This is a genomic window from Micromonospora sp. NBRC 110009, assembly GCF_030518795.1.
In the GTDB taxonomy this organism is placed as follows: domain Bacteria; phylum Actinomycetota; class Actinomycetes; order Mycobacteriales; family Micromonosporaceae; genus Micromonospora.
This window is the reverse complement of record NZ_CP130427.1, coordinates 3,026,114-3,047,281: the sequence shown is the minus strand read 5'-3', so window position 1 is coordinate 3,047,281 and position 21,168 is coordinate 3,026,114. Positions and strand designations below refer to the sequence as shown.

23 protein-coding genes and 4 tRNA genes are annotated in these 21,168 nt (G+C 70.7%); 5 read left to right on the top strand and 22 right to left on the bottom strand.

Annotation, left to right across the window (positions count from 1 at the left end):
• Positions 1–207: 207 nt before the first annotated feature.
• From rplL to Q2K19_RS14545, 17 genes are all read right to left on the bottom strand, one after another.
• Positions 208–594 carry a 50S ribosomal protein L7/L12 gene (gene rplL, locus Q2K19_RS14625; RefSeq protein WP_302771486.1) on the bottom strand — a complete coding sequence of 129 codons (387 nt, stop codon included), beginning with the start codon at positions 592–594 and terminating at the stop codon, positions 208–210.
• A 55-nt stretch (positions 595–649) separates the two neighbouring features.
• Complete coding sequence (gene rplJ / locus Q2K19_RS14620; protein WP_302771485.1) at positions 650–1,195, bottom strand: 50S ribosomal protein L10; 546 nt, start codon at positions 1,193–1,195, stop codon at positions 650–652.
• Positions 1,196–1,542: 347 nt separating this feature from the next.
• Complete coding sequence (locus Q2K19_RS14615) at positions 1,543–2,232, bottom strand: hypothetical protein (protein WP_302771484.1); 690 nt, start codon at positions 2,230–2,232, stop codon at positions 1,543–1,545.
• A complete protein-coding gene (locus Q2K19_RS14610; RefSeq protein WP_302771482.1) occupies positions 2,229–3,173 on the bottom strand; it encodes an ATP-binding cassette domain-containing protein in 945 nt (314 codons plus the stop codon). The genes Q2K19_RS14615 and Q2K19_RS14610 overlap by 4 nt, the downstream gene beginning before the upstream one ends.
• A 76-nt stretch (positions 3,174–3,249) precedes the next feature.
• Positions 3,250–3,966: a 50S ribosomal protein L1 gene (gene rplA, locus Q2K19_RS14605; RefSeq protein ID WP_302771480.1), complete on the bottom strand. Its 717-nt coding sequence runs from the start codon at positions 3,964–3,966 to the stop codon at positions 3,250–3,252.
• An 84-nt stretch (positions 3,967–4,050) separates the two neighbouring features.
• Entirely contained in the window at positions 4,051–4,482 is a 432-nt protein-coding gene (gene rplK / locus Q2K19_RS14600) for a 50S ribosomal protein L11 (RefSeq protein WP_302771478.1), read from the bottom strand.
• Between the two features lie 187 nt (positions 4,483–4,669).
• Positions 4,670–5,389 carry a transcription termination/antitermination protein NusG gene (gene nusG / locus Q2K19_RS14595; RefSeq protein ID WP_302771476.1) on the bottom strand — a complete coding sequence of 240 codons (720 nt, stop codon included), beginning with the start codon at positions 5,387–5,389 and terminating at the stop codon, positions 4,670–4,672.
• 35 nt (positions 5,390–5,424) lie between these two features.
• On the bottom strand, positions 5,425–5,826 hold the full coding sequence (gene secE / locus Q2K19_RS14590; RefSeq protein ID WP_302771474.1) for a preprotein translocase subunit SecE: 402 nt from the start codon (positions 5,824–5,826) through the stop codon (positions 5,425–5,427).
• A gap of 213 nt (positions 5,827–6,039) precedes the next feature.
• Positions 6,040–6,112, bottom strand: a tRNA-Trp gene (locus Q2K19_RS14585).
• 128 nt (positions 6,113–6,240) lie between these two features.
• A complete protein-coding gene (locus tag Q2K19_RS14580; protein ID WP_302771472.1) occupies positions 6,241–6,633 on the bottom strand; it encodes a MaoC family dehydratase in 393 nt (130 codons plus the stop codon).
• A gap of 3 nt (positions 6,634–6,636) precedes the next feature.
• Positions 6,637–7,083 (bottom strand): MaoC family dehydratase N-terminal domain-containing protein, encoded by a 447-nt coding sequence (locus Q2K19_RS14575; protein WP_302771470.1) that lies wholly within the window; start codon positions 7,081–7,083, stop codon positions 6,637–6,639.
• Positions 7,084–7,205: 122 nt separating this feature from the next.
• Entirely contained in the window at positions 7,206–7,373 is a 168-nt protein-coding gene (gene rpmG / locus Q2K19_RS14570) for a 50S ribosomal protein L33 (RefSeq protein ID WP_067301359.1), read from the bottom strand.
• A gap of 131 nt (positions 7,374–7,504) precedes the next feature.
• A tRNA-Met gene (locus Q2K19_RS14565) sits at positions 7,505–7,577 on the bottom strand.
• A 25-nt stretch (positions 7,578–7,602) separates the two neighbouring features.
• A tRNA-Thr gene (locus Q2K19_RS14560) sits at positions 7,603–7,675 on the bottom strand.
• Positions 7,676–7,771: 96 nt separating this feature from the next.
• Positions 7,772–10,294 carry a putative bifunctional diguanylate cyclase/phosphodiesterase gene (locus Q2K19_RS14555; protein WP_302771467.1) on the bottom strand — a complete coding sequence of 841 codons (2,523 nt, stop codon included), beginning with the start codon at positions 10,292–10,294 and terminating at the stop codon, positions 7,772–7,774.
• A gap of 34 nt (positions 10,295–10,328) precedes the next feature.
• Positions 10,329–10,460 carry a hypothetical protein gene (locus Q2K19_RS14550; protein WP_302771465.1) on the bottom strand — a complete coding sequence of 44 codons (132 nt, stop codon included), beginning with the start codon at positions 10,458–10,460 and terminating at the stop codon, positions 10,329–10,331.
• Between the two features lie 643 nt (positions 10,461–11,103).
• The gene (locus tag Q2K19_RS14545) at positions 11,104–12,282 is read right to left on the bottom strand and encodes a low temperature requirement protein A (protein ID WP_302771464.1); all 1,179 of its coding nucleotides are present in this window, start codon (positions 12,280–12,282) and stop codon (positions 11,104–11,106) included.
• A gap of 280 nt (positions 12,283–12,562) precedes the next feature.
• On the opposite strand from Q2K19_RS14545, the gene Q2K19_RS14540 reads away from it, so the two are divergent.
• Positions 12,563–12,997, top strand: coding sequence for a VOC family protein (locus Q2K19_RS14540; RefSeq protein WP_302771462.1), 435 nt, complete (start codon positions 12,563–12,565; stop codon positions 12,995–12,997).
• A 36-nt stretch (positions 12,998–13,033) separates the two neighbouring features.
• Here Q2K19_RS14540 and Q2K19_RS14535 read toward each other — a convergent pair whose 3' ends face one another.
• The 4 genes from Q2K19_RS14535 to Q2K19_RS14520 all read right to left on the bottom strand — a co-directional run bounded on the left by Q2K19_RS14535 (position 13,034) and on the right by Q2K19_RS14520 (position 16,770).
• Positions 13,034–13,687, bottom strand: a complete 654-nt coding sequence (locus Q2K19_RS14535; RefSeq protein ID WP_302771460.1) for a class I SAM-dependent methyltransferase — start codon at positions 13,685–13,687, stop codon at positions 13,034–13,036.
• A gap of 1,093 nt (positions 13,688–14,780) precedes the next feature.
• The gene (locus tag Q2K19_RS14530) at positions 14,781–15,371 is read right to left on the bottom strand and encodes a GrpB family protein (protein ID WP_302771458.1); all 591 of its coding nucleotides are present in this window, start codon (positions 15,369–15,371) and stop codon (positions 14,781–14,783) included.
• Positions 15,372–15,759: 388 nt separating this feature from the next.
• Positions 15,760–16,455 (bottom strand): ElyC/SanA/YdcF family protein, encoded by a 696-nt coding sequence (locus tag Q2K19_RS14525; protein WP_302771456.1) that lies wholly within the window; start codon positions 16,453–16,455, stop codon positions 15,760–15,762.
• Positions 16,456–16,686: 231 nt separating this feature from the next.
• Positions 16,687–16,770: transfer RNA gene (locus Q2K19_RS14520), tRNA-Tyr, on the bottom strand.
• Positions 16,771–16,917: 147 nt separating this feature from the next.
• Between Q2K19_RS14520 and Q2K19_RS14515 the strand changes: the two genes are divergently transcribed.
• From Q2K19_RS14515 to Q2K19_RS14505, 3 genes are all read left to right on the top strand, one after another.
• Positions 16,918–17,412: a YajQ family cyclic di-GMP-binding protein gene (locus Q2K19_RS14515; protein ID WP_302771454.1), complete on the top strand. Its 495-nt coding sequence runs from the start codon at positions 16,918–16,920 to the stop codon at positions 17,410–17,412.
• Positions 17,413–17,474: 62 nt separating this feature from the next.
• Entirely contained in the window at positions 17,475–17,831 is a 357-nt protein-coding gene (locus Q2K19_RS14510; RefSeq protein WP_302771452.1) for a hypothetical protein, read from the top strand.
• A complete protein-coding gene (locus tag Q2K19_RS14505) occupies positions 17,828–18,388 on the top strand; it encodes a MerR family transcriptional regulator (RefSeq protein WP_302771450.1) in 561 nt (186 codons plus the stop codon). The genes Q2K19_RS14510 and Q2K19_RS14505 overlap by 4 nt, the downstream gene beginning before the upstream one ends.
• Positions 18,389–18,398: 10 nt before the next feature.
• Here the strand turns inward: Q2K19_RS14505 and Q2K19_RS14500 are convergent, their stop codons facing one another.
• Complete coding sequence (locus Q2K19_RS14500) at positions 18,399–19,658, bottom strand: MFS transporter (protein WP_302771448.1); 1,260 nt, start codon at positions 19,656–19,658, stop codon at positions 18,399–18,401.
• 262 nt (positions 19,659–19,920) lie between these two features.
• Between Q2K19_RS14500 and Q2K19_RS14495 the strand changes: the two genes are divergently transcribed.
• A complete protein-coding gene (locus Q2K19_RS14495) occupies positions 19,921–21,117 on the top strand; it encodes an MFS transporter (RefSeq protein WP_302771446.1) in 1,197 nt (398 codons plus the stop codon).
• Positions 21,118–21,168 lie beyond the last annotated feature (51 nt).

Here is a 21,168-nt window from a genome sequence, read left to right as displayed (position 1 = left end):
ACCGCTCGGGGTGTCTTTCCCACCGACGGGCTACCGACAGGCGTTGCTGTGAAGCCGGTACGAACAACCTGGACGCCCTGCTCACGCCGCTGCCACCGGGTACCACCAACCACAGCGGGCGGCGATCCGTTCCCGGATCACCGCCCGCTGCGAACGCGGTGTGCCCCGGCTCACGTGAGCCGGACGCGCGTCAGGTCAAGCGCAAGGTCACTTGAGGGTGACCTTGGCGCCCTCGCCCTCGAGCTTGGCCTTGGCCTTCTCGGCGGTCTCCTTGTTGGCCTTCTCCAGGACGGCCTTCGGAGCAGCCTCGACCAGGTCCTTGGCCTCCTTGAGGCCCAGGCCGGTCAGCTCACGCACGACCTTGATGACCTGGATCTTCTTGCCACCGTCGGCGTCGAGGATGACGTCGAACTCGTCCTTCTCCGGCTCGGCCTCGGCGGCCGGGGCACCCGGGACGGCGGCGCCGGCGACGGCGACCGGAGCGGCGGCGGTGACCTCGAAGGTCTCCTCGAACTGCTTCACGAACTCCGAGAGCTCGATCAGCGTCATCTCCTTGAACGCGTCGAGCAGCTCTTCGGTGCTGAGCTTCGCCATGTCTGGCGTCCTTTCCTGAATGGTTTAACTAAGAACGTGGGTGCGCCGGGTGGCCTCAGGCCGCCTCGGCGCCCTCCTTCTCGCGCTTGTCCTGCAGAGCGGCCGCCAGACGCGCGGTCTTGGCGAGCGGAGCCTGGAACAGGGCCGCGGCCTTGCTCAGGTTGCCCTTCATGGCGCCGGCCAGCTTCGCCAGCAGCACCTCGCGGGACTCCAGGTCGGCGAGCTTCGTGACCTCGGCCGCGGAAATGGCCTTGCCCTCGAAGACACCGCCCTTGATGACGAGCTTCGGGTTGGCCTTCGCGAAGTCGCGAAGCCCCTTCGCCGCCTCGACGACGTCGCCCGAAACGAAAGTCAGCGCGGTAGGACCGGTGAACAGCTCGTCGAGGCCGGAGATGCCCGCCTCGGTCGCGGCACGCTTGGCCAGCGTGTTCTTCGCGACCGTGTAGCTGGTCTCGTTGCCGAGCGAGCGCCGCAGCTGGGTGAGCTGCGAAACCGTGAGCCCGCGGTATTCGGTCAGCACGGTGGCCCCCGCGTTGCGGAAGCTCTCGGTCAGCTCGGCGACGGCCGTGGCCTTGTCGGCCCGGATCGGCTTGTCCGCCATGTCCCTCCTCTCTCGTTGCTCGGAGCTGGTACGCCGGCGACGAGCGGAGGCTCGCGACGGCGGCGGAGGCATCACGACAACGAGAAAAGCCCCGGCGCAGGGCGCACGGGGCGAGGGCCGGCACGATGAACGCAGTCGGCGGACCACGCACAGCACCGATTTTCGCTTACCGCCCTGCGCGGGTCGCCCGTCATCGCGGGACCTTCGACCGTGCCGGGGCACGGTGACCAGCGGTCTTTGGGTGGAACTACGCGACAAGGTTACGCGACGGGTCCCGGTACCGCCAAATCGCCCCCGAAGTGCCGTCCGTCACGGCACGGGGTGGCCCCCGAGCGCCGTTTATGCCCTCACGCCCGGTTTCGCCGGGCCCAGGCGTAGCCGGCCAGCGCCAGCACGGCCCACGCGGACGCCCAGGCGGTCAGCAGCAGGCCGGTGACGACCGCCAGGTGCTCGGCCAGCGCCCGGGCCGTCGGCAGCAGCGGCGGCACCAGCCAGGGGGCCACCGAGCCGGAGAGGCCGAGGACCAGCGCCCCGACGGCGCCGAGGGCGAGCACGGCGACGCCGTACCCGGCGCTGCGGGTGACCGCCCGGCTGGCCAGGGCGCCCACGGCCACCGCGCCGGGCAGCGCGAGCAGATGGGCCCAGAGGCCGAGCGCCACGCCGGCGACCACCGACCGGTCCCCCGGCCCGGCCGGGCCGGTCACCCCGCCGACCAGCCACGGGAGGACCAGCGCCACGACGATCGTGCCGAGCCCGGCCACCGCTGCCGCGAGCAGCCCCGCGGCCCGCTCCCGGGCCGACCCGAGCAGCACCTGGGCCAGCCGGCGCTGCACGTCCGGCTCCACGTCCAGCAGGATCTTGGTCTGCCAGGCCAGCACCGGGAAGAGCACCACGGCGGAGACCCCGTAGGCCTCCGCCGGCTGCGCCCGGCCGCCGCCGTAGAGGACGCCGAGGGCGAGCAGGCCGGCCAGGACCGGGGCCAGCGCCCGTCCGGTACGCAGGAAGCCGGCCAGCCGCAGCCGGACCAGCGCGATCACCGCACCACCTCGGTCGCCGGCCCGGTCAGGCCACGCCCGGCCGCGGCACGACCGTCGGGTGCGGCCGGAGCCGGTTCCACCGGGATCGCGACGTCGGCCGTCGGACCGGCAGCGAAACCCGGGTCACCGGCGAGAACCGGGCCATCGTCGGGCTCGGGGGCGGCGTGGGACAACGGCGCTGTGTCGGGCCGCGTGGTGGAGGGCGGGGCCGCGTGGTCGCGTACCCGCAGGACGTGGTGGCCGTCGGCGCGCAACCGGGCCACGGTGGCGGCGACCCCGGCGGCCGGGACCGCCAGCTCGACCACCGCGACGGCCGCGCCCGCGGGCGGCGCCTGCTCGGCGACGGTGCCGGCGGCGACCGTCCAGTGCCGGGCGCCCGACAGCCGGACCGTCTCGCCGCGGTGGTCGCTGACCAGGACCGCGCCGCCGTCGGCCAGCACCTCGTCGATCACCTCCGGCACCAGCTCCCGGGCGGCGGCGTCCAGCCCCTCCCAGGGTTCGTCGAGGACCAGCAGCCCGGGCGCGCGCAGCAGCGCCTGGGCCAGGCCGACCTTCTGGGCGGTGCCCTTGGAGAGCTGCGGCAGCCGGACCCCGTGGAACCTGGTCAGGCCGAGCCGGTCGACCCAGCGTCGGACCGCCCGGTCCGCCTCGGCGGCGGGGAGGCCGGCGACCCGGCCCATCGCGGTGAGGTACGCGCCGACGGTGAACGGCTGATCGGCGGGGAACCGCTCCGGCACCCAGCCGACGGCCGCCGGCCGGTCGACGACCCGGCCGCGGGTCGGCCGGAGCACGCCCGCCGCGAGCTGGAGCAGGGTCGACTTGCCCACCCCGTTGCGGCCGAGCACCACCGCCACCTCGCCCGGGTCGATCCGCAGGTCGGTCTCCCGCAGCACCCACGGACCGCGCCGGTGGTACCGCAGCCAGACGCCTTCCAGCCGCATGCGCCGAGCCTGCCACACCGGACAGACGAACGGGGCCCCGCCACCAGGTGGCGGGGCCCCGTCAGGGCAGTGGTGCTCAGGCCTCGGCCGGAGCCTCCTGCAGGTTCTTCACCAGCTTCGGGTCGACCGGGACGCCCGGGCCCATGGTGGTGGTGAGGGTGACCTTCTTCAGGTAGGTGCCCTTGGCCGCGGACGGCTTCGAGCGGAGCACCTCGTCCAGCACCGCCGCGTAGTTGTCGACCAGCTGGGACTCGGTGAACGAGGCCTTGCCGATGATCAGGTGGAGGTTGGAGTGCTTGTCCACCCGGAAGGTGATCTTACCGCCCTTGATGTCCGCGACAGCCTTGGTGACGTCCATGGTCACCGTGCCGGTCTTCGGGTTCGGCATCAGGCCGCGCGGGCCCAGGATCCGCGCGATCCGGCCGATCTTGGCCATCTGGTCCGGGGTGGCGATCGCCGCGTCGAAGTCCAGCCAACCGCCCTGGATACGGGCGACCAGCTCGTCGGTGCCCACCTCGTCCGCACCCGCGGCGGCGGCCTCCTCGGCCTTCGCGCCGGCGGCGAAGACGATCACGCGGGCGGTCTTACCGGTGCCGTGCGGCAGGTTGACCGTGCCGCGGACCATCTGGTCCGCCTTGCGGGGGTCGACGCCGAGGCGCATCGCGACCTCGACCGTGGCGTCGAACTTGACATTGGTGGTCTCCTTGGCCAGCTTGACGGCCTCGGCGGGAGAGTAGAGCTTCGACCGGTCGATGACCTCGGCGGCCTTGCGGTAGCTCTTGCTGCGCTGCATTTCTCGTTACTCCTGTGGTCTATGGCGGGCCCGCGGCGTCCGCGGCCCTCCCACGATCTGATCGGGTGGAGCGGTGAGGAGAGGTCAGTCGGCGACGGTCAGGCCCATCGACCGGGCGGTGCCGGCGATGATCTTCTCAGCCTGCTCGATGTCGTTGGCGTTGAGGTCCGCCATCTTCTTCTCGGCGATCTCGCGCAGCTGGGCGCGGGTCACCGAGCCGACCTTCTGCGTGTGCGGGACGCCCGAGCCCTTCTGCACGCCGGCGGCCTTGATCAGCAGCCGGGCGGCGGGCGGGGTCTTCAGCACGAAGCTGAAGGTGCGGTCCTCGTAGACGCTGATCTCGGCGGGGACGATGTCGCCCCGCTGCGACTCGGTCTGCGCGTTGTAGGACTTGCAGAACTCCATGATGTTCACGCCGTGCTGACCGAGCGCGGGGCCGACCGGCGGCGCCGGGGTGGCCTGGCCCGCCGGCAGCTGAAGCGTGAACGTCTTGACGAGCTTCTTCTTCGGAGGCATGTCTCTTCCTGGGGCTTGGAACTGGGATTTTCGGCCGCTCGCGGGCGCGCACGGTCAGCGCGGTGCGGACAGCCGACGTTCTAGGGTAGCGCAGCCGTCCGCCATCCTTCCGCCGAGGTCCGGCGGGGCGGCGAAACGACACACCGGCGGCGGGCCGGGAGGCCCACCGCCGGTGCCTGGGCGTACGTCAGATCTTGGCGACCTGGTTGAAGTTGAGCTCGACCGGCGTCTCCCGGCCGAAGATCGAGACCAGCACCTTGAGCTTCTGCTGGTCGGCGTTGATCTCGCTGATCGTCGCCGGCAGCGAGGCGAAGGCGCCGTCGGTGACGGTGACCGAGTCGCCGACCTCGAAGTCGAGGACCTTGACCTCGGGCTTGGCCTTCTTCTCCACGGCCTCCACCGCCGGGGCCAGCCACTTCAGCACCTCGTCGAGGCTCAGCGGCGCCGGACGGTCGGCCCGGTCGGTCGCCCCGACGAAGCCGGTGACCCCCGGGGTGTTCCGGACGCAGGAGTAGGACTCGGCGGTGAGCTCCATCCGGACCAGGATGTAGCCCGGGAAGACCTTCGCCTGGACCTGCGAACGCTTGCCGTTCTTGACCTCGACCTCTTCCCGGGTCGGCACCTCGACCTGGTAGATGAAGTCCTCCATGTCGAGGGAGGTGATCCGGGTCTCGAGGTTGGTCTTGACCTTGTTCTCGTAGCCGGCGTAGGAGTGCACCACGTACCAGTCGCCCGGGGCGTAGCGCAGCTTCTGGCGCAGCTCGGCGACCGGGTCGAACTCCTCGTCCGCGGGCTCGGCGGTCGGGAATTCCGGCTCGCTGGCGGCCTCGACCGACTCATCGTTGGCCGCCGTCGCCACCGCGGACTGCTCGTCCGGGGTCTCGGCGGTCTCGTCGTACTCAGGCACGCTCGCTCACTTCCGTCACTATCGCTGTTGGCCCGTCAGCTGGGGTTGCCGAAGACGAACAGCACCGCCTTCGCGAAGCCGTAGTCCAGGCCGGCCACGATCGTCAGCATCACCGCGACGAAGGTGACCACCACCGCCGTGTAGGTCAGCAGCTCCTTGCGGGTCGGCCAGATGACCTTACGCAGTTCGGCCACGACCTCGCGGAAGAAACGCGCGATGCGGGCGAACAGCCCGATCCGCTCGGTGTCCTTCCGGGTCTTCCGGCCCTCGGTCGACTCGGCGCGGGCCCGCTTGCGGGTAGCCGTGCCGCCCCGGGAAACCGACTCCTCGGCCTCGTCCGCGCTGGTGGCGTCGTCGTCGGCCACGTCGTCGACGACCGCGTCCTCAGGCAGACGCTCGTCGCCGGCGTCCTCGCCGCGCCGCTTGCTCTCGGCCACTTCGCCCTCCGTGCGGGATATCGGGTCGCACGCCGATGGGCGTGCGCGGCGTGTGGTCACGCCGGCCGGACCAACCGTCCCGCGACGGGCCGCGGCCGGCGGACCGAACGAGAGGGTCCCGATGCCTCGGAACCACCCCGCCGATGCCACCACCACGGGCCGGACGCCGCCATACGGGCGGCGCGACCCACGGGAACGGTCAGGCCTGAGGCGCAGGGGTGACAGGACTTGAACCTGCAGCCTGCGGTTTTGGAGACCGCTGCTCTGCCAATTGAGCTACACCCCTGTGCGGCAACTGCCACCCCACCCGAGCACGCGGTGCCGGGCAGGGGTCACTTGCCCCACGGCGGACCAGTGTACGGGTAGTCGTGCGACTTTCCCAACCGGTCTGCCCCTAGCGCGTCGACCGGCTGGTCAGCGCGGCGTTCGGACGGTCGCCCGGGCCTGCGACAGCACCTTCTCGCCCAGGCAGGTCGCGGTCACGTCGAGCCTGGTCAGGCCGTCGGCGGTGACCTCCTTGACCACCGCGTTGACCTCGATCTCGGTGCCCTCGTCGGTGTCCGGGACGACCACCGGGCGGGTGAACCGCACCCCGAAGTCGACCACCGCGTCCGGCGCGCCGGCCCAGGCGGTGACCGCGCGGCCGACCAGCGCCATGGTGAACATGCCGTGGGCGATCACCCCCGGCAGCCCCACCTTGGTGGCGGTCCGGTCGCTCCAGTGGATCGGGTTGAAGTCGCCCGAGGCGCCGGCGTAGCGGACCAGGTCCGCCCGGGTCACCCGGAAGGTCTGGGTGGGCAGCTCCATGGGTCAGGCCTCCCCGCGTACGACGATCTTGGACCAGACGGCGACCACCGGCTCGCCGGCGGCGGTGCTCACGTCGGTGCGGGTGGTCAGGAAGCCGTGCCCGCCCCGGGTGGTGATCTCCTCGATGGTGTTGACGCAGACCAGCTCGTCGCCGGCCACCACCGGCCGGGTGTACGCGAACCGCTGGTCGCCGTGCACCACCCGGCTGTAGTCGACGCCGAGCGCCGGATCCTCGACGATCTGCCGGCTGGCGGCCATGGTGACGATCACCGGGAAGGTGGGCGGGGCCACCACGTCGGGGTGCCCGAGCGCCCGGGCAGCCGCCGGGTCGTGGTGCGCGGGGTCGGTGGCGCCGATGGCCGTGGCGAACTCGCGGATCTTTTCTCGGCCCACCAGGTAGGGGGCGGTCGGCGGATAGGTCCGGCCGACGAAGGACGGGTCCAGGGACATGGCGCGAACCTACACGGGGAACACGAAAGCCGACCCCTACGGGTTGGCGGCTCGGGGCCGCCGTCCGTGCGGATCGGCTTTCGGGAGATGCTTCGGGACCAGGCCGGCGAGCCGGCCGTGGGTCAGCGGGTCTCGCGGTGGATCGTGTGCTTGCCGTCCCGGGGGCAGAACTTCTTCAGCTCGATGCGGTCCGGGTCGTTACGACGGTTCTTGCGCGTGATGTAGTTGCGCTCCTTGCACTCCACACACGCCAAAGTGATCTTCGGCCGGACATCGGTCGCCTTCGCCACGGCGGAGTGCCTTCCTCGCTAACGGGTAACAACTACGGCGCATGAGCCTACGCGCTGATGGCGCAGACATGCAAAGTGGGCGCCTGTGGCGCCCATCCCACCGACCACCGGGCGAACCCGGAGGACGAGAGTAGCGGTGGCCGGACTTGAACCGGCGACACAGCGATTATGAGCCGCTTGCTCTGCCATCTGAGCTACACCGCCGTGACGGGTCCAGCCGGACCCTTTGAGCCCCCTTACGGAATCGAACCGTAGACCTTCTCCTTACCATGGAGACGCTCTGCCGACTGAGCTAAGGGGGCCTGCCCGATCACCCCGTGGGGTGTCGCGCAGAGGAAACAGTACACGACCTCGCCGCCGAGGTGAAATCGGATCCCCTATTGTGCCGTATCGGCAGCTCAGGGCACCACACGCAGGCGAGGCAGCTCGCTGGCCGAGATCGTCTCCGGGTCCACCTGGGCGCCGAACCAGGCCTCCAGCCGCTCGTACGGCAGCGGCCGGCTGAACAGGAATCCCTGGCCGATCTCGCAGCCGATGTCCTGGAGCAGCTCCAGGGTCAGCTCGCTCTCCACGCCCTCGGCCACCACCGCCAGGCCGAACTGCTGCGAGAGGGTCACCACGGCGTTCACGATCGCCAGGTCGCCCGGGTCGGTCGCCATTCCCTGCACGAAGGACCGGTCGACCTTCACCTCGTGCACCGGCAGCCGGCGCAGTTGCGCCAGGGACGAGTTCCCGGTGCCGAAGTCGTCCACGGAGAGCCGGACCCCGAGGTCGCGAAGGCGTCGCAGGGTGGGGATCGGACGTTCGGTGCCATCCAGCACCCCGGCCTCGGTGATCTCCAGGGTGAGCCGTTGCGGCGGCACGCCGTACTCCTCGAGCAGGTCCCGCACCACGGCGGGGAAATGCTGATCGGTGAGGGTACGGGCGGCCAGGTTGACCGAGACGGCGAGCGGTTGCTCGCCGTGCCCCCAGTCCCGGCTGCGGCGCAGGCTCTCCCGGAGCACGAACTCGGTGAGCCGCCCCAGCTGGCCGGTGTGCTCGGCCACCGCCACGAAGTCGTCCGGGGCCACCGTGCCGTGCGCGGGGTGGTCCCAGCGGGCCAGGCACTCCACCCCGACCAGGCGACGGTCCCGCAGCGTCATCTTGGGCTGGAAGTAGACCTCCAGCGCGCCGTCGTCCAACGCCCGGCGCAGGTCGCCGGCGAGGCCGAGCCGGCGCAGCGACCGGGACTCCAGCGCCGGGCTGTAGAGCTGCACGTTGCCCGGGACGGACTTGGCCGCCGACGCCGCCAGGTCCACCCGCTGCAGCAGGGCCACCGCATCGCTGCCGTGGTCGGGGTGCACGGCCACCCCGACCGCGGTGTCCACGTCCAGGGTGAGGGCGTCGAAGACCATCTCGTCGCGGATCTGCTCGCGTAGCTGCCCGGCCAGCTCCAGCGCCGCCTCGGCGCTCTCCAGCCGCAGGGTGACCAGGAACTCGTCGCCGCCGGCCCGGCCGACCAGCGCCGAGGAGGGCGCGCAGGCGCGCAGCCGCTCGGCGACCTCGACGAGGACCTTGTCCCCGGCCGCGTGGCCGAGCGACTCGTTGACCTGACGCAGCCCGTCCACATCGAACAGCAGCAGCGCCACCACCTCGCCGGGTGCCGCGATCTTGACCGCGTCGGCCACCGCCGCGGTGATCCGCCGACGGTTGGGCAGCTTGGTGAGCCCGTCGTGGTTCGCGTCGTGCCGCAGCCGGTCCACCAGGCGGGAGTTTTCCAGCGCGATCGCGGCGTGTGCGGCGACCGTCTCGAAGACCGGGATGTCGCTGGGCGCGAAGTGGCCGATGTCGCTGAGCCGGTTGATCACCTCGAGAGTGCCGATCACCGCCTGACCCGAGCGGAGTGGCACGACGATCGCGTCCTTGACCTGGTTCGCGTCGGCGACGCCGCGCAGCGCACTGTCGCCCCCGAGCAGCCGCCCGGTCGAGAGGGTCCGCCCAAGGTCGCGAGCCTGCTCCCGGAACGCCGCCGGGGTCGGGGCGACATCCAGCAGCCCGGTGGTGTCGACGCGGGCGGTGAGCAGCACCTCGGGATGCCGACCCTGGGCTGGCAACCAGAGCGTCGCGTACTCGGCCTGCATGAGCGCCCGGACCCGACCGAGCAGGACATCCCCGAGGGCACCCTCGGTGCTGGTGGTGATCACGCGGGACAGGTCGTAGATGCCGGTCAACGTGCGGTGCTGCTGGAAGAACTGGGAGTACGACCGGTAGACCGGAACGAGCGCTGCGAAGAGCGCGGCCAGCAGCAGCGCGGACCACCATGTCGTGTACAACGCGATCAGGATGAGCAGGCCCACCGAGGCGTTGATGGAGGTGGTCAGGAAGACCGAAGGAGTGGTACGCAGCATTTCCCGGCCCGCCTGCCAACCCTGCAGCAGCACGTTCACGCCGACCACCGACACCACGCTGACCAGCGTGATGGTGTTGACGGCGAGGAAGAGAATTCCCCAGGTCCCCGGACCCACGCCTTCCAGCGGTGGTAGGGCGAGCAGGAGAAGGCCGGCCAGGGAGGTGGCTGCCGCAGCCTTGGCCACGTTGAACCACAACTTCGCCGGGGCGAACCGCTGCCAGGAGTAACGGGCCAGCGACGAGAGGGTGTAGATCACGACGACCGTCAGCGGCGGCAGGAAGAAGAGCGCCACCACCAGCGGCACCTCGGTCAGTGTCACGACCATCGACTGGCGCCGGACGATGAAGTTCAGCACCGGGACGCTGACGGCCGTTATGGCCACGAAGAGAACCAGCGCCAGGAGCCACTCACCGACGGGCTCATCGGAGATGAGGGCGACCGCGGTGCTGAAGACGACGGCAAGAAGCGTCAGGGGTGCGGTGATGAGCCAGGCGCGTTCCGTCGACCTGCGTTGTTGGTCTGGGCCCGCCATACCACTCCCCTACTCGGCACCGCCCCGCCGTGGGTTACTGCAAGATGCCGGCGGCCCAGATGACGTCGGTGAGCTGCACATCGGGAGTGAGGGTGCCCGCACCGACGAGGACACCGGCGAGCAGGAGGAGCGAGCCGAGCAGCAGGCCCAGCCTTCGACCAGACATGATTGCTCCTGTCGGGGAATGTCGCAAGGATGGTGAGGTTCCACGATCGTGCCACACGGCGCACGGGCAGCAAAGCGGGGAGGCCGAGGGCAGCCCGAGTTTCGGTCAGGTTCCGCCGTTCGGCCCAGCACCCACCATCTCGTCGTGTCAGGTCCCCGGCCTGGACCGCCCGGCTGACCCTGTCCGCGAATCGCTCAATCACACCAACAGCACAAATCCGGCGATGTCACCTCGGGTCCGGCCATCAGGGACCATCAGGGGCGGCCCGGTACGTCGCCCCGCGAGCCGTCGCATCGACCACCATAACTCACCCAGCTCACCGGGCAACCCGTCCGCGCGAATCCGACTCCACCCAGCCGGCCACCCGGGTCGGCACACCCCTGACCTTCTCTCGCGATAACCCGACGCGCGCGGCGGCGAGGCCCTCGTGTCCGACCGCCTACGGCTCACCAGGGAAGAGTGGACTCAGCAGGTACGGCCGGCGGCGAGGGTCGACGGGCTGTCGGCCTGCCGCTCGATGTTCGGCCTCTGACGGCCTCCGCTCATCCAGGACGTGGGCCCCTGCCGCGGGGCCCGCCCCCGACGGCGCGGCGGTCGGTCGAGGAATCCAGCCGGCCGGAAGGAAGGCCCCCGGGCAGTACACCTAGTGCGCCGGGGAGGGGGCCTCGGGGGGACGGCCGGCGGAGTGGTGGGCGTCGGCGAGGGCGACGGCGAGCAGTATGAGTCCGGCGACGATCGGAGAGGCTAGCGGCGGGGCGAAGTCCAGGGGGATGGCGGCGGCTGCCAGGGCGGCGATGGCGACGACGCGGCGGCGCGAGAGCCGGTTGAACACGATGCGTTCCAGCCGGATGCGGCCGTAGAGGAACAGTGCCGGGCCGCCGAGGCTGGCGACGAGCCACGCGGGCTCAGGCAGGCCCTGCGGGTGTTTCAGCACCGCCTCGAAGCCGACGGCGGTGGCGACGATGCCCAGCACCATGACGACGTGGGCAGTGCCGGTGGCGCGGCCGGCGGCGTCCCGGTCCCTGGCGGTGGCGAGGGCTTCGGCGAGGATCTGCCCGGAGCGGTAGAAGTAGATGCGCCAGAGCAGCACCGTCGACACGAACGTCACCACCAGCAGCGCGGAGGTCGCCGGGCTGATCGGTTCGTTGGTGAAGGTGGTGCCGACGGCGAGCACGGTTTCGCCGAGGGCGATCATCAGGAGTTGCTGATAGCGCTCGGGCAGGTGGTGCTTGCTGTCCGTGGCCCACGCGCTGACCGGCGGCCCGGCCATCCCCGGTGCCGGCCAGCGTAGCTGCGCGGAGACGATGTCCACGGTCACGGCGGCCCCCCAGAGAGCGGCCCGGGCACCGCCACTGACGGCCGCGCCGGCGACAAGGATCCCCGCCGAGACCACGTGCCAGGGCAGCGACCGGCGGTAGATCTGTTGCAGGGGGTGTCCGCGCAGCGCGGGTATCAGGATGAGCGGCCGGCCCAACTGCAGGATCACGTACGGCAGCACGAACGCCAACCCGCGGCCGATGAACGCGGACGGCAGCGAGGTCGACATGACCAGCAGCCCGAACGCACTGGCCAGCACGATCCACTGGATCTTGCGGCGACGGGGGTCGAACCAGCTGGTGATGTGCGCGGTCGTGATCCACAACCAGATCAGCGGCAGCGACAGCACGAGCATGTAGGCCATCGCCCGCCATCGCACGACAACGTCATCGTTGATCAGGTCCCGCGCGACCCGGCTGACCACCCCGGCGAGGGCGAACACCAACACCAGGTCGACGAACAGCTCCAGGAAGTTGGCCTGCCGCACGTCCTCACGACGTTGCAACAGGTCCTGCCCCGGTCCACCGCCTTCCCGATCCCCCATACCGCTCATACTCGCCGGGCAATACCCGGCTCACCGGCGGTTGGACGTCGTACACACTCCTGGGACTGGCGCTCACGGACCTGCTCATCTTCGCCTGCGAACGCCTCGCCGACGGAGCGTGATCGTGTCATCCAGGGCTCAAGGTCCCACTCGTCTTGACGAGTCGGCCGCATGCGCCACAACCTAGCCCGGGGGCGGGCCCGTGGAGACGATGGAAGACCCCCGCCTCTAGGGTGGGCCGATGCCGTCGGTCAAGCAGATCCAAGTCACCTTCGACTGCGCAGAACCTGAGCGCGTCGCTCGTTTCTGGTGCGAGGTGTTGGGGTACGTCGTACCGCCGCCACCGGAGGGGTTTGCTACGTGGGACGATTTCGATCGCACGCTGCCGCCTGAGCATCAGGGTTCAGCGTTCGCATGCATTGATCCCTCAGGTGTGGGCCCGCGCCTGTACTTCCAGCGCGTTCCCGAAGGCAAGGTCGTGAAGAATCGGCTGCATCTTGACGTGCGGGTCGGCACCGGGCTCGTGGGTGAAGAACGCCTGGCCGCACTTGAGGCCGAATGCGCACGACTGGTCGCGCTCGGCGCGGTACGCGTGCGACTACTGCCTGCCGATGACGACAACGAGTCGTGCCTCGTGATGCAGGACGTCGAGGGCAACGAGTTCTGTCTCGACTGAGCGGCCGCGAACGTGGCACCGCCCCGTTTGCCAACCTCAGGCGCGGCGGAACTCCGCGCGCCAGCGGATCCCACCGTCGGGGGCGACGATCTCCTCGACCCGGGCGAGGGTCAGCGGGCCGTCCGCGAAGGCGTCGACCTCGGCCCGGGCCAGCGGCCAGGGCGGGCCCTCGACGACCTCGTCGTCCCGCCGGCCGGCCGCGATCACCAGCAGCGTCCCGTCCGGCGCGACCAGCCGGCCGACCGCCGGGATCGCCCGCTGCCGCAGCTCGGCCGGCAGTGCCTGCACGTTCATGCTCTCCAGCACGAAATCGAAACCGCCCAGCCAGTCGTGCGGCGGGTCGAGCAGGTCGGCGGTCTCGTACCGGACCGGGGAGTCCGGGTGGCGGCGGCGGGCCGCCCGTACCGCCGTGGGAGAGATGTCGAAGGCGACGGTGGCGAAGCCGAGGCGGGCCAGATGTTCGGCGTCGCGGCCGAAGCCGCACCCGACGACCAGGGCGCGCCGACCGGATCCGTCCGGCCGGGTCCGGTCGGTCCACTCGCTGAGCAGGGACTGCGCCCGGTCGAGGTCCCACGGGACGGCCGCCTCGCCTCGCTCGGCGTCGGCGTAGAGCCGCTCGAACCAGCCGGCCGGATCGCTCTCGGCGGTGGCCGGGGAAGGCAACCGGTGGGTCACATCGTGGTCGTGCACGGACGCCTCCTCGCCTTCGGGAAGCCCTGGACCCGTGGCTTCGAGTCGGTGCGAAGGGCCTCGCCGCGTTGGTCGCCCACCCTAGCCCTCCGTGCGTGCCCGATACCCGCCCGATCAGACGGATGACCAAGGGCGCAGCTGTGGGCACAGGTCGCCAACTCGATCTCATAATCCCTCGGTCGCCGTGCCCCTCCACGAGGCTGCTCCGCCTTGTCCCGTCCAGGGAGTTCATCGCCGTGTCGAAGTGCGCCGCCTGCGCCCCGTCTTGATCAGCGCACCGAACACGCCCACGCACACGGCCGAACACAAGCCCATGACTACCGCCGCGAACGGATCGCTTTTCGGGCCCGACAAAGGGCTCACCGATGCAATCCCGAACACGATGGCAAGAATGGGCAATATCCCACGCGCCGCAGCGCGGTGATGACGCCGATTGTGCGCAGCGCTAATGCGACGTTCTTCGGGACTCAGGTCCTTCTCGCAAGGGGGTGTTGAAGGGCCAGTTGGCAACCCAGATTATTGCGGCCAGCCCCGCAATGGCCATCAGCACCGTGACGATGAGCATGCTCTACCTCCAGAAGCCGGTCAGTCCATGACAGAACCGACAGCGTTGGTAAACGGGCCATGGTTGGCGGGGCCCCTGGGCCAGAAGGTGGCTACCTGAGCGTGGGAGCCATGGCCGGGAGCCACCGGGGCGAACGGAGCCGGACGAGCCCGGACCGATCCAGTTGCCGAGAGCGCGGCGACCAGGGCGAGGCGGACGTTGCCGAACGGCTGCGGAGTGGTCTTGGGAATCTACGGATCAGATGGTCAGCAGCGGCGTGTCGTACAGCCATCCGTACAGCCCAGACCGCCCGCCAACGCCGACGGCATCCGACAGTGACGGACGGGCTGAGCAGGAGAACGGCTCCCGCACCAGCCCGCTCCGTTCCTCTTCTAATCCCTAGGCCAGGCCTGGCCGCTCACATCGACCTTGACAGTCGCCATTGAGACTCGTCCAGTAGGGCGCTCCACCTTGTCACCCTGGCCCTGGCCCGCTCCACGGTGTGTGGGTCGGCAGCAGACGGAGGGCGAGGGGGGCAGCGTGTGCTGTTCAGCGCAGCCCGCATCGCTTGAGGATGTCGATGATGATCCTCGTCTTGCCCTGGACGTACAACGCCATGTCCATCGGGTGTTCCTGGGCGACCCGGTGCTTCTCTGCTGCGTAGCGATCGCGATCTTCTGGGTGCGTGCGGAGCCAGTCTCTGAGGATTAGGTGCCGGAGGTACTCATCGCAGTCAGGACCGAAGACGTGCAGATTCACGCCGTGGTCGTGGGTCCAAAGGCAGCGGTGCTGGTACCAGTCGGGGTCGCGGGTGCGTAGGAAGTAGCCGGCGGCTTCCAGCGGCGGAACGTAGGCATCTTCATCTGCCGGGTCCGCAACGATGAGGTCGATGTCGAGTCGATCCTTGGCCGCCAGACCGGGCACGGCGGTCGACCCTACGTGTTCGACCGCAAGCGCCTTGGCACCTAGCGCAGCCCGGATGGCCGCCTCCTCCTTGGCGAACATTGCGGGCCACTCAGGGTTGTAGGCGTCGATCGTGATGGGTGAGGTGACGTTCGCCGGACGGTTGCCGACTGCTCGCTTCGCAGCCTTGTCGCCGGTGAGATCCAGCGATGCCTTAGGCAGAGGTGGAATGCGCATTGGAGGCACCTTAGTGAGGTCGCCCGTGATTCGCAGCCCCGTTCGCCGAGCTTCATGGGGGAAGTTCGAGGAGGGATTCCCGGCGGCGCGGGCGAAGCCACCGGACCACGACCACAGCCAAGATCGGTGCTCCCGCCATGTTCCCCCACAAAGAGCTCTGCGCTGTACAGCCACCCGTACAGCCAAGCCTTCCGTCGAAGGTGGTCCGAGGGCGACGGCGGGCGACACAGCGAGCAGGTCAGCGACCGCTAACGACGCCGGCCGACAGCAGTCTTGATCTTCGCAAGGCACAGATCGGCCGGGCGCCGCAGTCCTTGCACCGATCGGAGAGACCGAGGGCAGAGTGGCGGCCACCTTCTGCTGGAGTGCCCGCCGGGCTACGACTGTCTCAGATCGGGCTCGTGCCGAGGAGGGTTTTGTGGTGGCTCCAAAGCCACTGTAGGTACTGCTGCATTTCCTCGGGCGTGGCGACCCAGCCGTGGTCCATGTAGTTGAGGATGCGTTTGATCTCGCCGGGTACGAGGTCGTAGGCGGTCGCTCCGGTTTCCGGAACGGGCGTGTCAGGAGGAACGGGCACGGGAAGGGGGATCATGGGGAGGCGAAATCCAGCCTTCGTGAGGGCTTTGAGGACCGTGAGGTAGACGCGGGCCAGGTGGTAAGGGGAGACAGCGAGCGCGAGGCTGGTGATGCCGCGGGCTTGGACCTGGTTGACGATCCATGCGGCCTGTAAGCCGGTGTTGGGGGCCGGCTCGGCTTGGAGGTAGACACCATTGGTGCGACGAAGGCCGAGGCTCCGCAGGTAGTCGAGCGTGATCTCGACGTAGGTGTCTTCATCCGGGTTCCCGTTCGCTACCAGAAGGTAGCGGAGCGCTCGGTTCGCCTCCCAGTTGCGGATCGCATGAGTGAGACGCCATTCTTCGCCCTGACCAGTGGCTACCACGAGCGCGTCGACGTGGTCGGCGGCTGACTGGGGCAGGGTCAGGATCACCGTGAGGGCTTTCATCGCCTCCAGGAACTGGCCCGCTGTGAAGCCGGCTAGATCCTCTTCCGCCACAACCCGAGCGGCCGCCTTGTTGGGATTCACCGAACCACCCCACGCGTCGTGACGGCCGGTGCGCAACACGAGGGACGCCAGATCGTCGGGTCGAGGTAGGGGGAGATCATGCATGCGATCTTTCCAGCCCTCAGCCCTCCCTCGCGTGCCCGATACGTGCCCGATGGGCCGGTCGATCAGGCGCAACGACGGTCAACAAGGGCAGCAAACGACTAAGGCCCCTGATCTACGTTTCCGCAGTTCAGAGGCCTTGCCGATCCCTGGTGGCGGGTAGAGGATTCGAACCTCTGTAGCTTTCGCGACGGATTTACAGTCCGCTCCCATTGGCCGCTCGGGCAACCCGCCAGGGCACCCCACCGCGTCGCAACGCGGCAGCGGAAGCAAGGATAGCGGCTGCCCCCGGGGCGGTCGCAACCGGGTACCGTCAGGGGGTCCCACGCTGGTCAGCGGGGGACGGAACAGGACAGACCGCCGGACAGCAGGAGCATGAGCATGGCAGCGAACCCGTCGTTCGACATCGTGAGCAAGGTCGACCGGCAGGAGGTCGACAACGCCCTCCGCCAGGCGGAGAAGGAGCTCGCGACGCGGTTCGACTTCCGCGGCACGGGCGCGGAGATCTCCTGGTCGGGCGAGGAGGCGATCAGCCTCCAGGCGGAGACCGAGGAGCGGGTCCGGGCCGCCCTGGAGGTCTTCAAGGAGAAGCTGGTCAAGCGGAACATCTCCCTCAAGTCGCTGGACGCCGGCGACCCGCGCGCCTCGGGCAAGGTCTTCAAGGTCGACGCCAAGGTGATCCAGGGCATCGACTCGGACAAGGCCAAGGCGATCAGCAAGAAGATCCGCGACGAGGGCCCGAAGGGCGTCCAGGCGCAGATCCAGGGCGACCAGCTCCGGGTCACCGGCAAGAAGAAGGACGACCTGCAGGCCGTCATCACACTGCTCAAGGGCGAGGACTTCGGCGTCGCCCTGCAGTTCACCAACTACCGGTAGGAACCTGCTCGCGCCGCAGTTGGCTTGCATCCGGTACCTGGGTACAGGCTTACCGTCGGGGTATGGGTGACCACCAGATCACGACGGACGACGCCTGGGTGCCGGATGCCTGCACCCTGCCGACGGCGGAACGGCCGCTGCGGCTCGCCGAGTTCGATCAGTTCTTCGCCGACTCCGTGCGCGCCGTCGACCGGCCGTCGGCGCAGCACCTGCGGTTGCGGCTTGCCGGCACGGCCCAGGTGGAGCAGATGGCCCGGGATCTGACGGCCCGGGAGTCGTCGTGCTGCACGTTCTTCACCTTCCAGCTGTCCCGGCCCGAGCCCGGCGCGCTGGCCTTGGACGTTCGGGTACCGGCGGCACACGTGGACGTGCTCGACGGCGTGGCCGATCGGGCCGCGTCGGCCACGGGCACGCGATGAGCGGCGCCGGGCTGCGCGTCGGCCAGCTGGCCGACGCGGCCGGGGTCAACCCGCAGACCCTGCGCTACTACGAGCGCCGGGGACTGCTCACCGCCCCGCGGCGGTCGCCGGGCGGACATCGGCTCTACCCGTCCGAGACGGTCACCCTGTTGCGGGTCATCAAGACGGCGCAACGCCTCGGTTTCACCCTCAACGAGGTCGCCGACCTGCTCGACGCCGGTCGACACCGGCACCGCGGCCGATCCGACGCCGGCCTCCGGGCACGGGCCCAGCAGAAGCTCGTCGAGGTGGAACGGAAGGTGGCCGACCTGACCGTCATCCGCGACACCCTGCGAGCCGCCATCTCGGCCGGCTGCGACGACCTGATCGCCTGCGCCGGCAGCTCCTGCTGTCCCCTACCGTTCGCGGAACTCGCCGAGGGGAACGATCGCTCAGCGGGAGAAGATCAGCAGCAGGATCACGGTCAGGATCGCGCTGACCAGGATCGAGCCGAGGCAGCCGATCCGGTTCGAGAAGAAGACGAACATCCCGGCGGATACCCGCCAGGGCGGGATTGATCCGCCCGGGTCAGGCGGCGACCGGCTGCTCGGCGCGGACCGCCACGGCCTCGGCGCGGGCGATGGGGCCGGCGGGGAGCGCGGCGACCGCGGCCCCGACGGCGACCGCCGCGCCGGCGAAGAGGAAGGCCCACGGCACGCCGCCGGCGTGGTCGACGATCAGCCCGGCCACCGCTCCGCCGGCGGCGCTCGCCGCCACCGACATGGTGACCACCCAGGTGTACGCCTCGTTCAGCATGCCCGCCGGGGCGATCCGGCCGACCAGGGTGTTCTCCAGGGTCAGCGCCGGGGCGATGGTGGCCCCGCCGAGCACCAGGGCGATGCCGAGGGCGAGCGGGCCGGGCATCACCGCGAAGACGGCGAAGCTGGCCGCGACGGCGCCGAGCAGCCAGGCGAACTGGCGGGTCATGCTGGCGGCCGGTGGGCGTACCCCGAACCAGAAGCCTCCGGCGGCGCTGCCGATGCCCCAGACGGCGAGCAGCAGGCCGGCGAGGCTCTCCGGGTCGTCGGCGGCCGCGTTCCCGGCGAAGGCCGGGACGATCACGCCGGCCGCGCCGAACGCGATGCCGAGGCTGGCCACGCAGAGCAGCAGGGCGGGGAAGCCGCCGACCCGCAGCGGGCCGAGCCCCCGGGCGTGGTGTTCCCGGGGGTGCGGCCGCCAACTCCGCATCACCTGGCCGAGCGCGACGGCGGTGGTCCCGACCAGGGTGACCACGGCGGCGCCGACCAGCGCCGCGGCGGCGTCGGCGACCAGCACGAACGCGGCCACCAGCAGCGGGCCGAGCACGAAGACGATCTCGAAGAGGGAGGTCTCCGCGGCGAGCGCGGTGTTGCGCAGGTGGGCCCGGCCGGTGGCGGGGGCGGTGAGGTCGTTCCAGGCGCCCCGGATGGCGGCGGTGAGCGGCGGGTAGGTGGCCCCGGCCGCGGCGGCGGCCAGGTAGATCAGGGCCAGGCTTCCGGTGCCGGAGCGGCTGGCCCAGAGCAGGCCGAAGAGCGCGAGCGGGTGGGCGGCGGCGGTGGTGAGCAGCACCGGCGTGGGGCCGACCCGGTCGGCGATCCGGCCGGCCACCGGGCTGAGCGCGGCGCCGGAGAGGGCGTAGATGCCGCCGGCCACCGCGGCGAGCGAGTACCGGTCGGTCACCTCCTCGACCACGAGCAGCAGCGCCAACGAGGTCATGCCGATCCCGAGCCGACCGATGATGCCGAGGATCAGCAGCATCGGAGCGCCGGGGATCCGCCAGACGCCCAGGTAGTGGCGCAGTGCGGCCAAGGGTGCACCTCCGGTGCGGACAGGTAACGGGTGGAATCCCTTCTGACCCTAACGCCGAAGGTCGCCGCGGGGACGGTCGGCTCGCTCACATCGGGGCCCGGAGCGGGGCTGCCCCGCCAGCGGAGAGACGGTAGGTTGCTGATCGAACTGGGTCCATTCCCCGCAGACTCCGCCCATCGCCGTACGGAGGTCCGATGACCGGCGCCACCATCGAACCGCTGCGGGTCGCGCGGCAGGGCAAGGAAGCGGATCAGCCGAGCTGATGACCGACGCCGACGAACGGCTCGCGCCCCCGCCCGGCTACCGAGCCCTGTTCCGCCACCCCGTCGCCTCCCGGCTGGTCATCGCCCGCGGCATCTCCGAGCTGGGCGACTTCGTCGGGCTGGCCGCCCTGCTGCTGCTCGCGTACGACCAGACGCAGTCGGTGCTCGGCCCGGCCGCCGTGTACGCCGCCCGGACGGTGCCCGCCCTGCTGGTGGCGATCGTGTTCAGCGGCTGGCTGGACGTGCCGCCCCGGCGCACCATGCTGGTCGGGCTGTCGCTGGCCGGCGCGGTGCTGATCGCGGTCCCGACCGCGGTCCCCCAGCCGCTGCCGGCGATCGTCGCGGCCGGCCTGCTCGGCGGGGTCCGGGCCGCGTACGCCAGCGTCAACGTGGCGATCACCGCCGAGGCGGTGGACACGCCGCTGCGGCTGCCGCTGTTCGGCCTCTCCGCCTTCGGGAACCAGGTCGGCCAGGTGACCGGCCTGCTCGCCGGGGCCGGCGTGACCGTGGCGCTCGGCCCCCGGGTCGCGCTCCTGGTGGACCTGGTGTCGTTCCTGCTCGCCGCGGTCGTCCTGGCCGGGCTCCCGGGGGGCCGGGGGGAACGCCGGAAGGCCCGGCCGCCGGCCACCGCGGGTGTGCGCACCATCGTCGGCCACCCGGTGCTGCGCGGCGTCGCGCTGCTCACCTTCGGCACGGTCCTCTCCGGGGCCCTGCCGGAGACCCTGGCCCCGGACCTGGCCGGTGGGGGGTGGCGTCCGGTCGTGCTGGCCGCCTCCGCGTTCGGCGGCGCGGTCTTCGTGCTGCTGGCGGGGCGGCGGGGCTGGCTGGCCCGGGTGGCCGGTCAGGTGGCGGCCGCCGCCGCGCTGGCCGGGGCGTTGCTGTTGGCCGCGGTGCTGGTCGTGGTCCACGCGCCGGCCTGGGCGCTGGCGGGGGCGAACGCGCTGATCGGCGCGGGCGCCGGCTGGTTGATCGGGGCGCAGGCGACCTTCGCCCGGCTGGCGCCCAAGGAGCGGATGGGGCAGGTCGAGGCGACCATGGTCGCCGCGAACATCGTCGTCGGCGGCTGCGGGATCTTCCTGCTGGGCAGCACCGCCGAGCTGTTCGGTCCGGCGACCGCGTACCTGGTGGCGGGGCTGATCCTGCTGGTCGCCGTGGTGTTCGCCCGACCCGACCGGTTGCCCCAGGCCACCTTCTGACGACACGACCGCCCGCGTCCGAGGTCGGACGCGGGCGGCGTGACAGGTCGG

What these genes read in the sequence shown, in the direction of transcription:
- rplL (WP_302771486.1), bottom strand. Translation starts at nt 594, where the DNA reads ATGGCGAAGCTCAGCACCGAAGAGCTGCTCGACGCGTTCAAGGAGATG.
- rplJ (WP_302771485.1), bottom strand. Translation starts at nt 1,195, where the DNA reads ATGGCGGACAAGCCGATCCGGGCCGACAAGGCCACGGCCGTCGCCGAG.
- Q2K19_RS14610 (WP_302771482.1), bottom strand. Translation starts at nt 3,173, where the DNA reads ATGCGGCTGGAAGGCGTCTGGCTGCGGTACCACCGGCGCGGTCCGTGG.
- rplA (WP_302771480.1), bottom strand. Translation starts at nt 3,966, where the DNA reads ATGCAGCGCAGCAAGAGCTACCGCAAGGCCGCCGAGGTCATCGACCGG.
- rplK (WP_302771478.1), bottom strand. Translation starts at nt 4,482, where the DNA reads ATGCCTCCGAAGAAGAAGCTCGTCAAGACGTTCACGCTTCAGCTGCCG.
- Q2K19_RS14580 (WP_302771472.1), bottom strand. Translation starts at nt 6,633, where the DNA reads ATGGAGCTGCCCACCCAGACCTTCCGGGTGACCCGGGCGGACCTGGTC.
- Q2K19_RS14575 (WP_302771470.1), bottom strand. Translation starts at nt 7,083, where the DNA reads ATGTCCCTGGACCCGTCCTTCGTCGGCCGGACCTATCCGCCGACCGCC.
- Q2K19_RS14555 (WP_302771467.1), bottom strand. Translation starts at nt 10,294, where the DNA reads ATGGCGGGCCCAGACCAACAACGCAGGTCGACGGAACGCGCCTGGCTC.
- Q2K19_RS14550 (WP_302771465.1), bottom strand. Translation starts at nt 10,460, where the DNA reads ATGTCTGGTCGAAGGCTGGGCCTGCTGCTCGGCTCGCTCCTCCTGCTC.
- Q2K19_RS14540 (WP_302771462.1), top strand. Translation starts at nt 12,563, where the DNA reads ATGCCGTCGGTCAAGCAGATCCAAGTCACCTTCGACTGCGCAGAACCT.
- Q2K19_RS14530 (WP_302771458.1), bottom strand. Translation starts at nt 15,371, where the DNA reads ATGCGCATTCCACCTCTGCCTAAGGCATCGCTGGATCTCACCGGCGAC.
- Q2K19_RS14515 (WP_302771454.1), top strand. Translation starts at nt 16,918, where the DNA reads ATGGCAGCGAACCCGTCGTTCGACATCGTGAGCAAGGTCGACCGGCAG.
- Q2K19_RS14510 (WP_302771452.1), top strand. Translation starts at nt 17,475, where the DNA reads ATGGGTGACCACCAGATCACGACGGACGACGCCTGGGTGCCGGATGCC.
- Q2K19_RS14505 (WP_302771450.1), top strand. Translation starts at nt 17,828, where the DNA reads ATGAGCGGCGCCGGGCTGCGCGTCGGCCAGCTGGCCGACGCGGCCGGG.
- Q2K19_RS14495 (WP_302771446.1), top strand. Translation starts at nt 19,921, where the DNA reads ATGACCGACGCCGACGAACGGCTCGCGCCCCCGCCCGGCTACCGAGCC.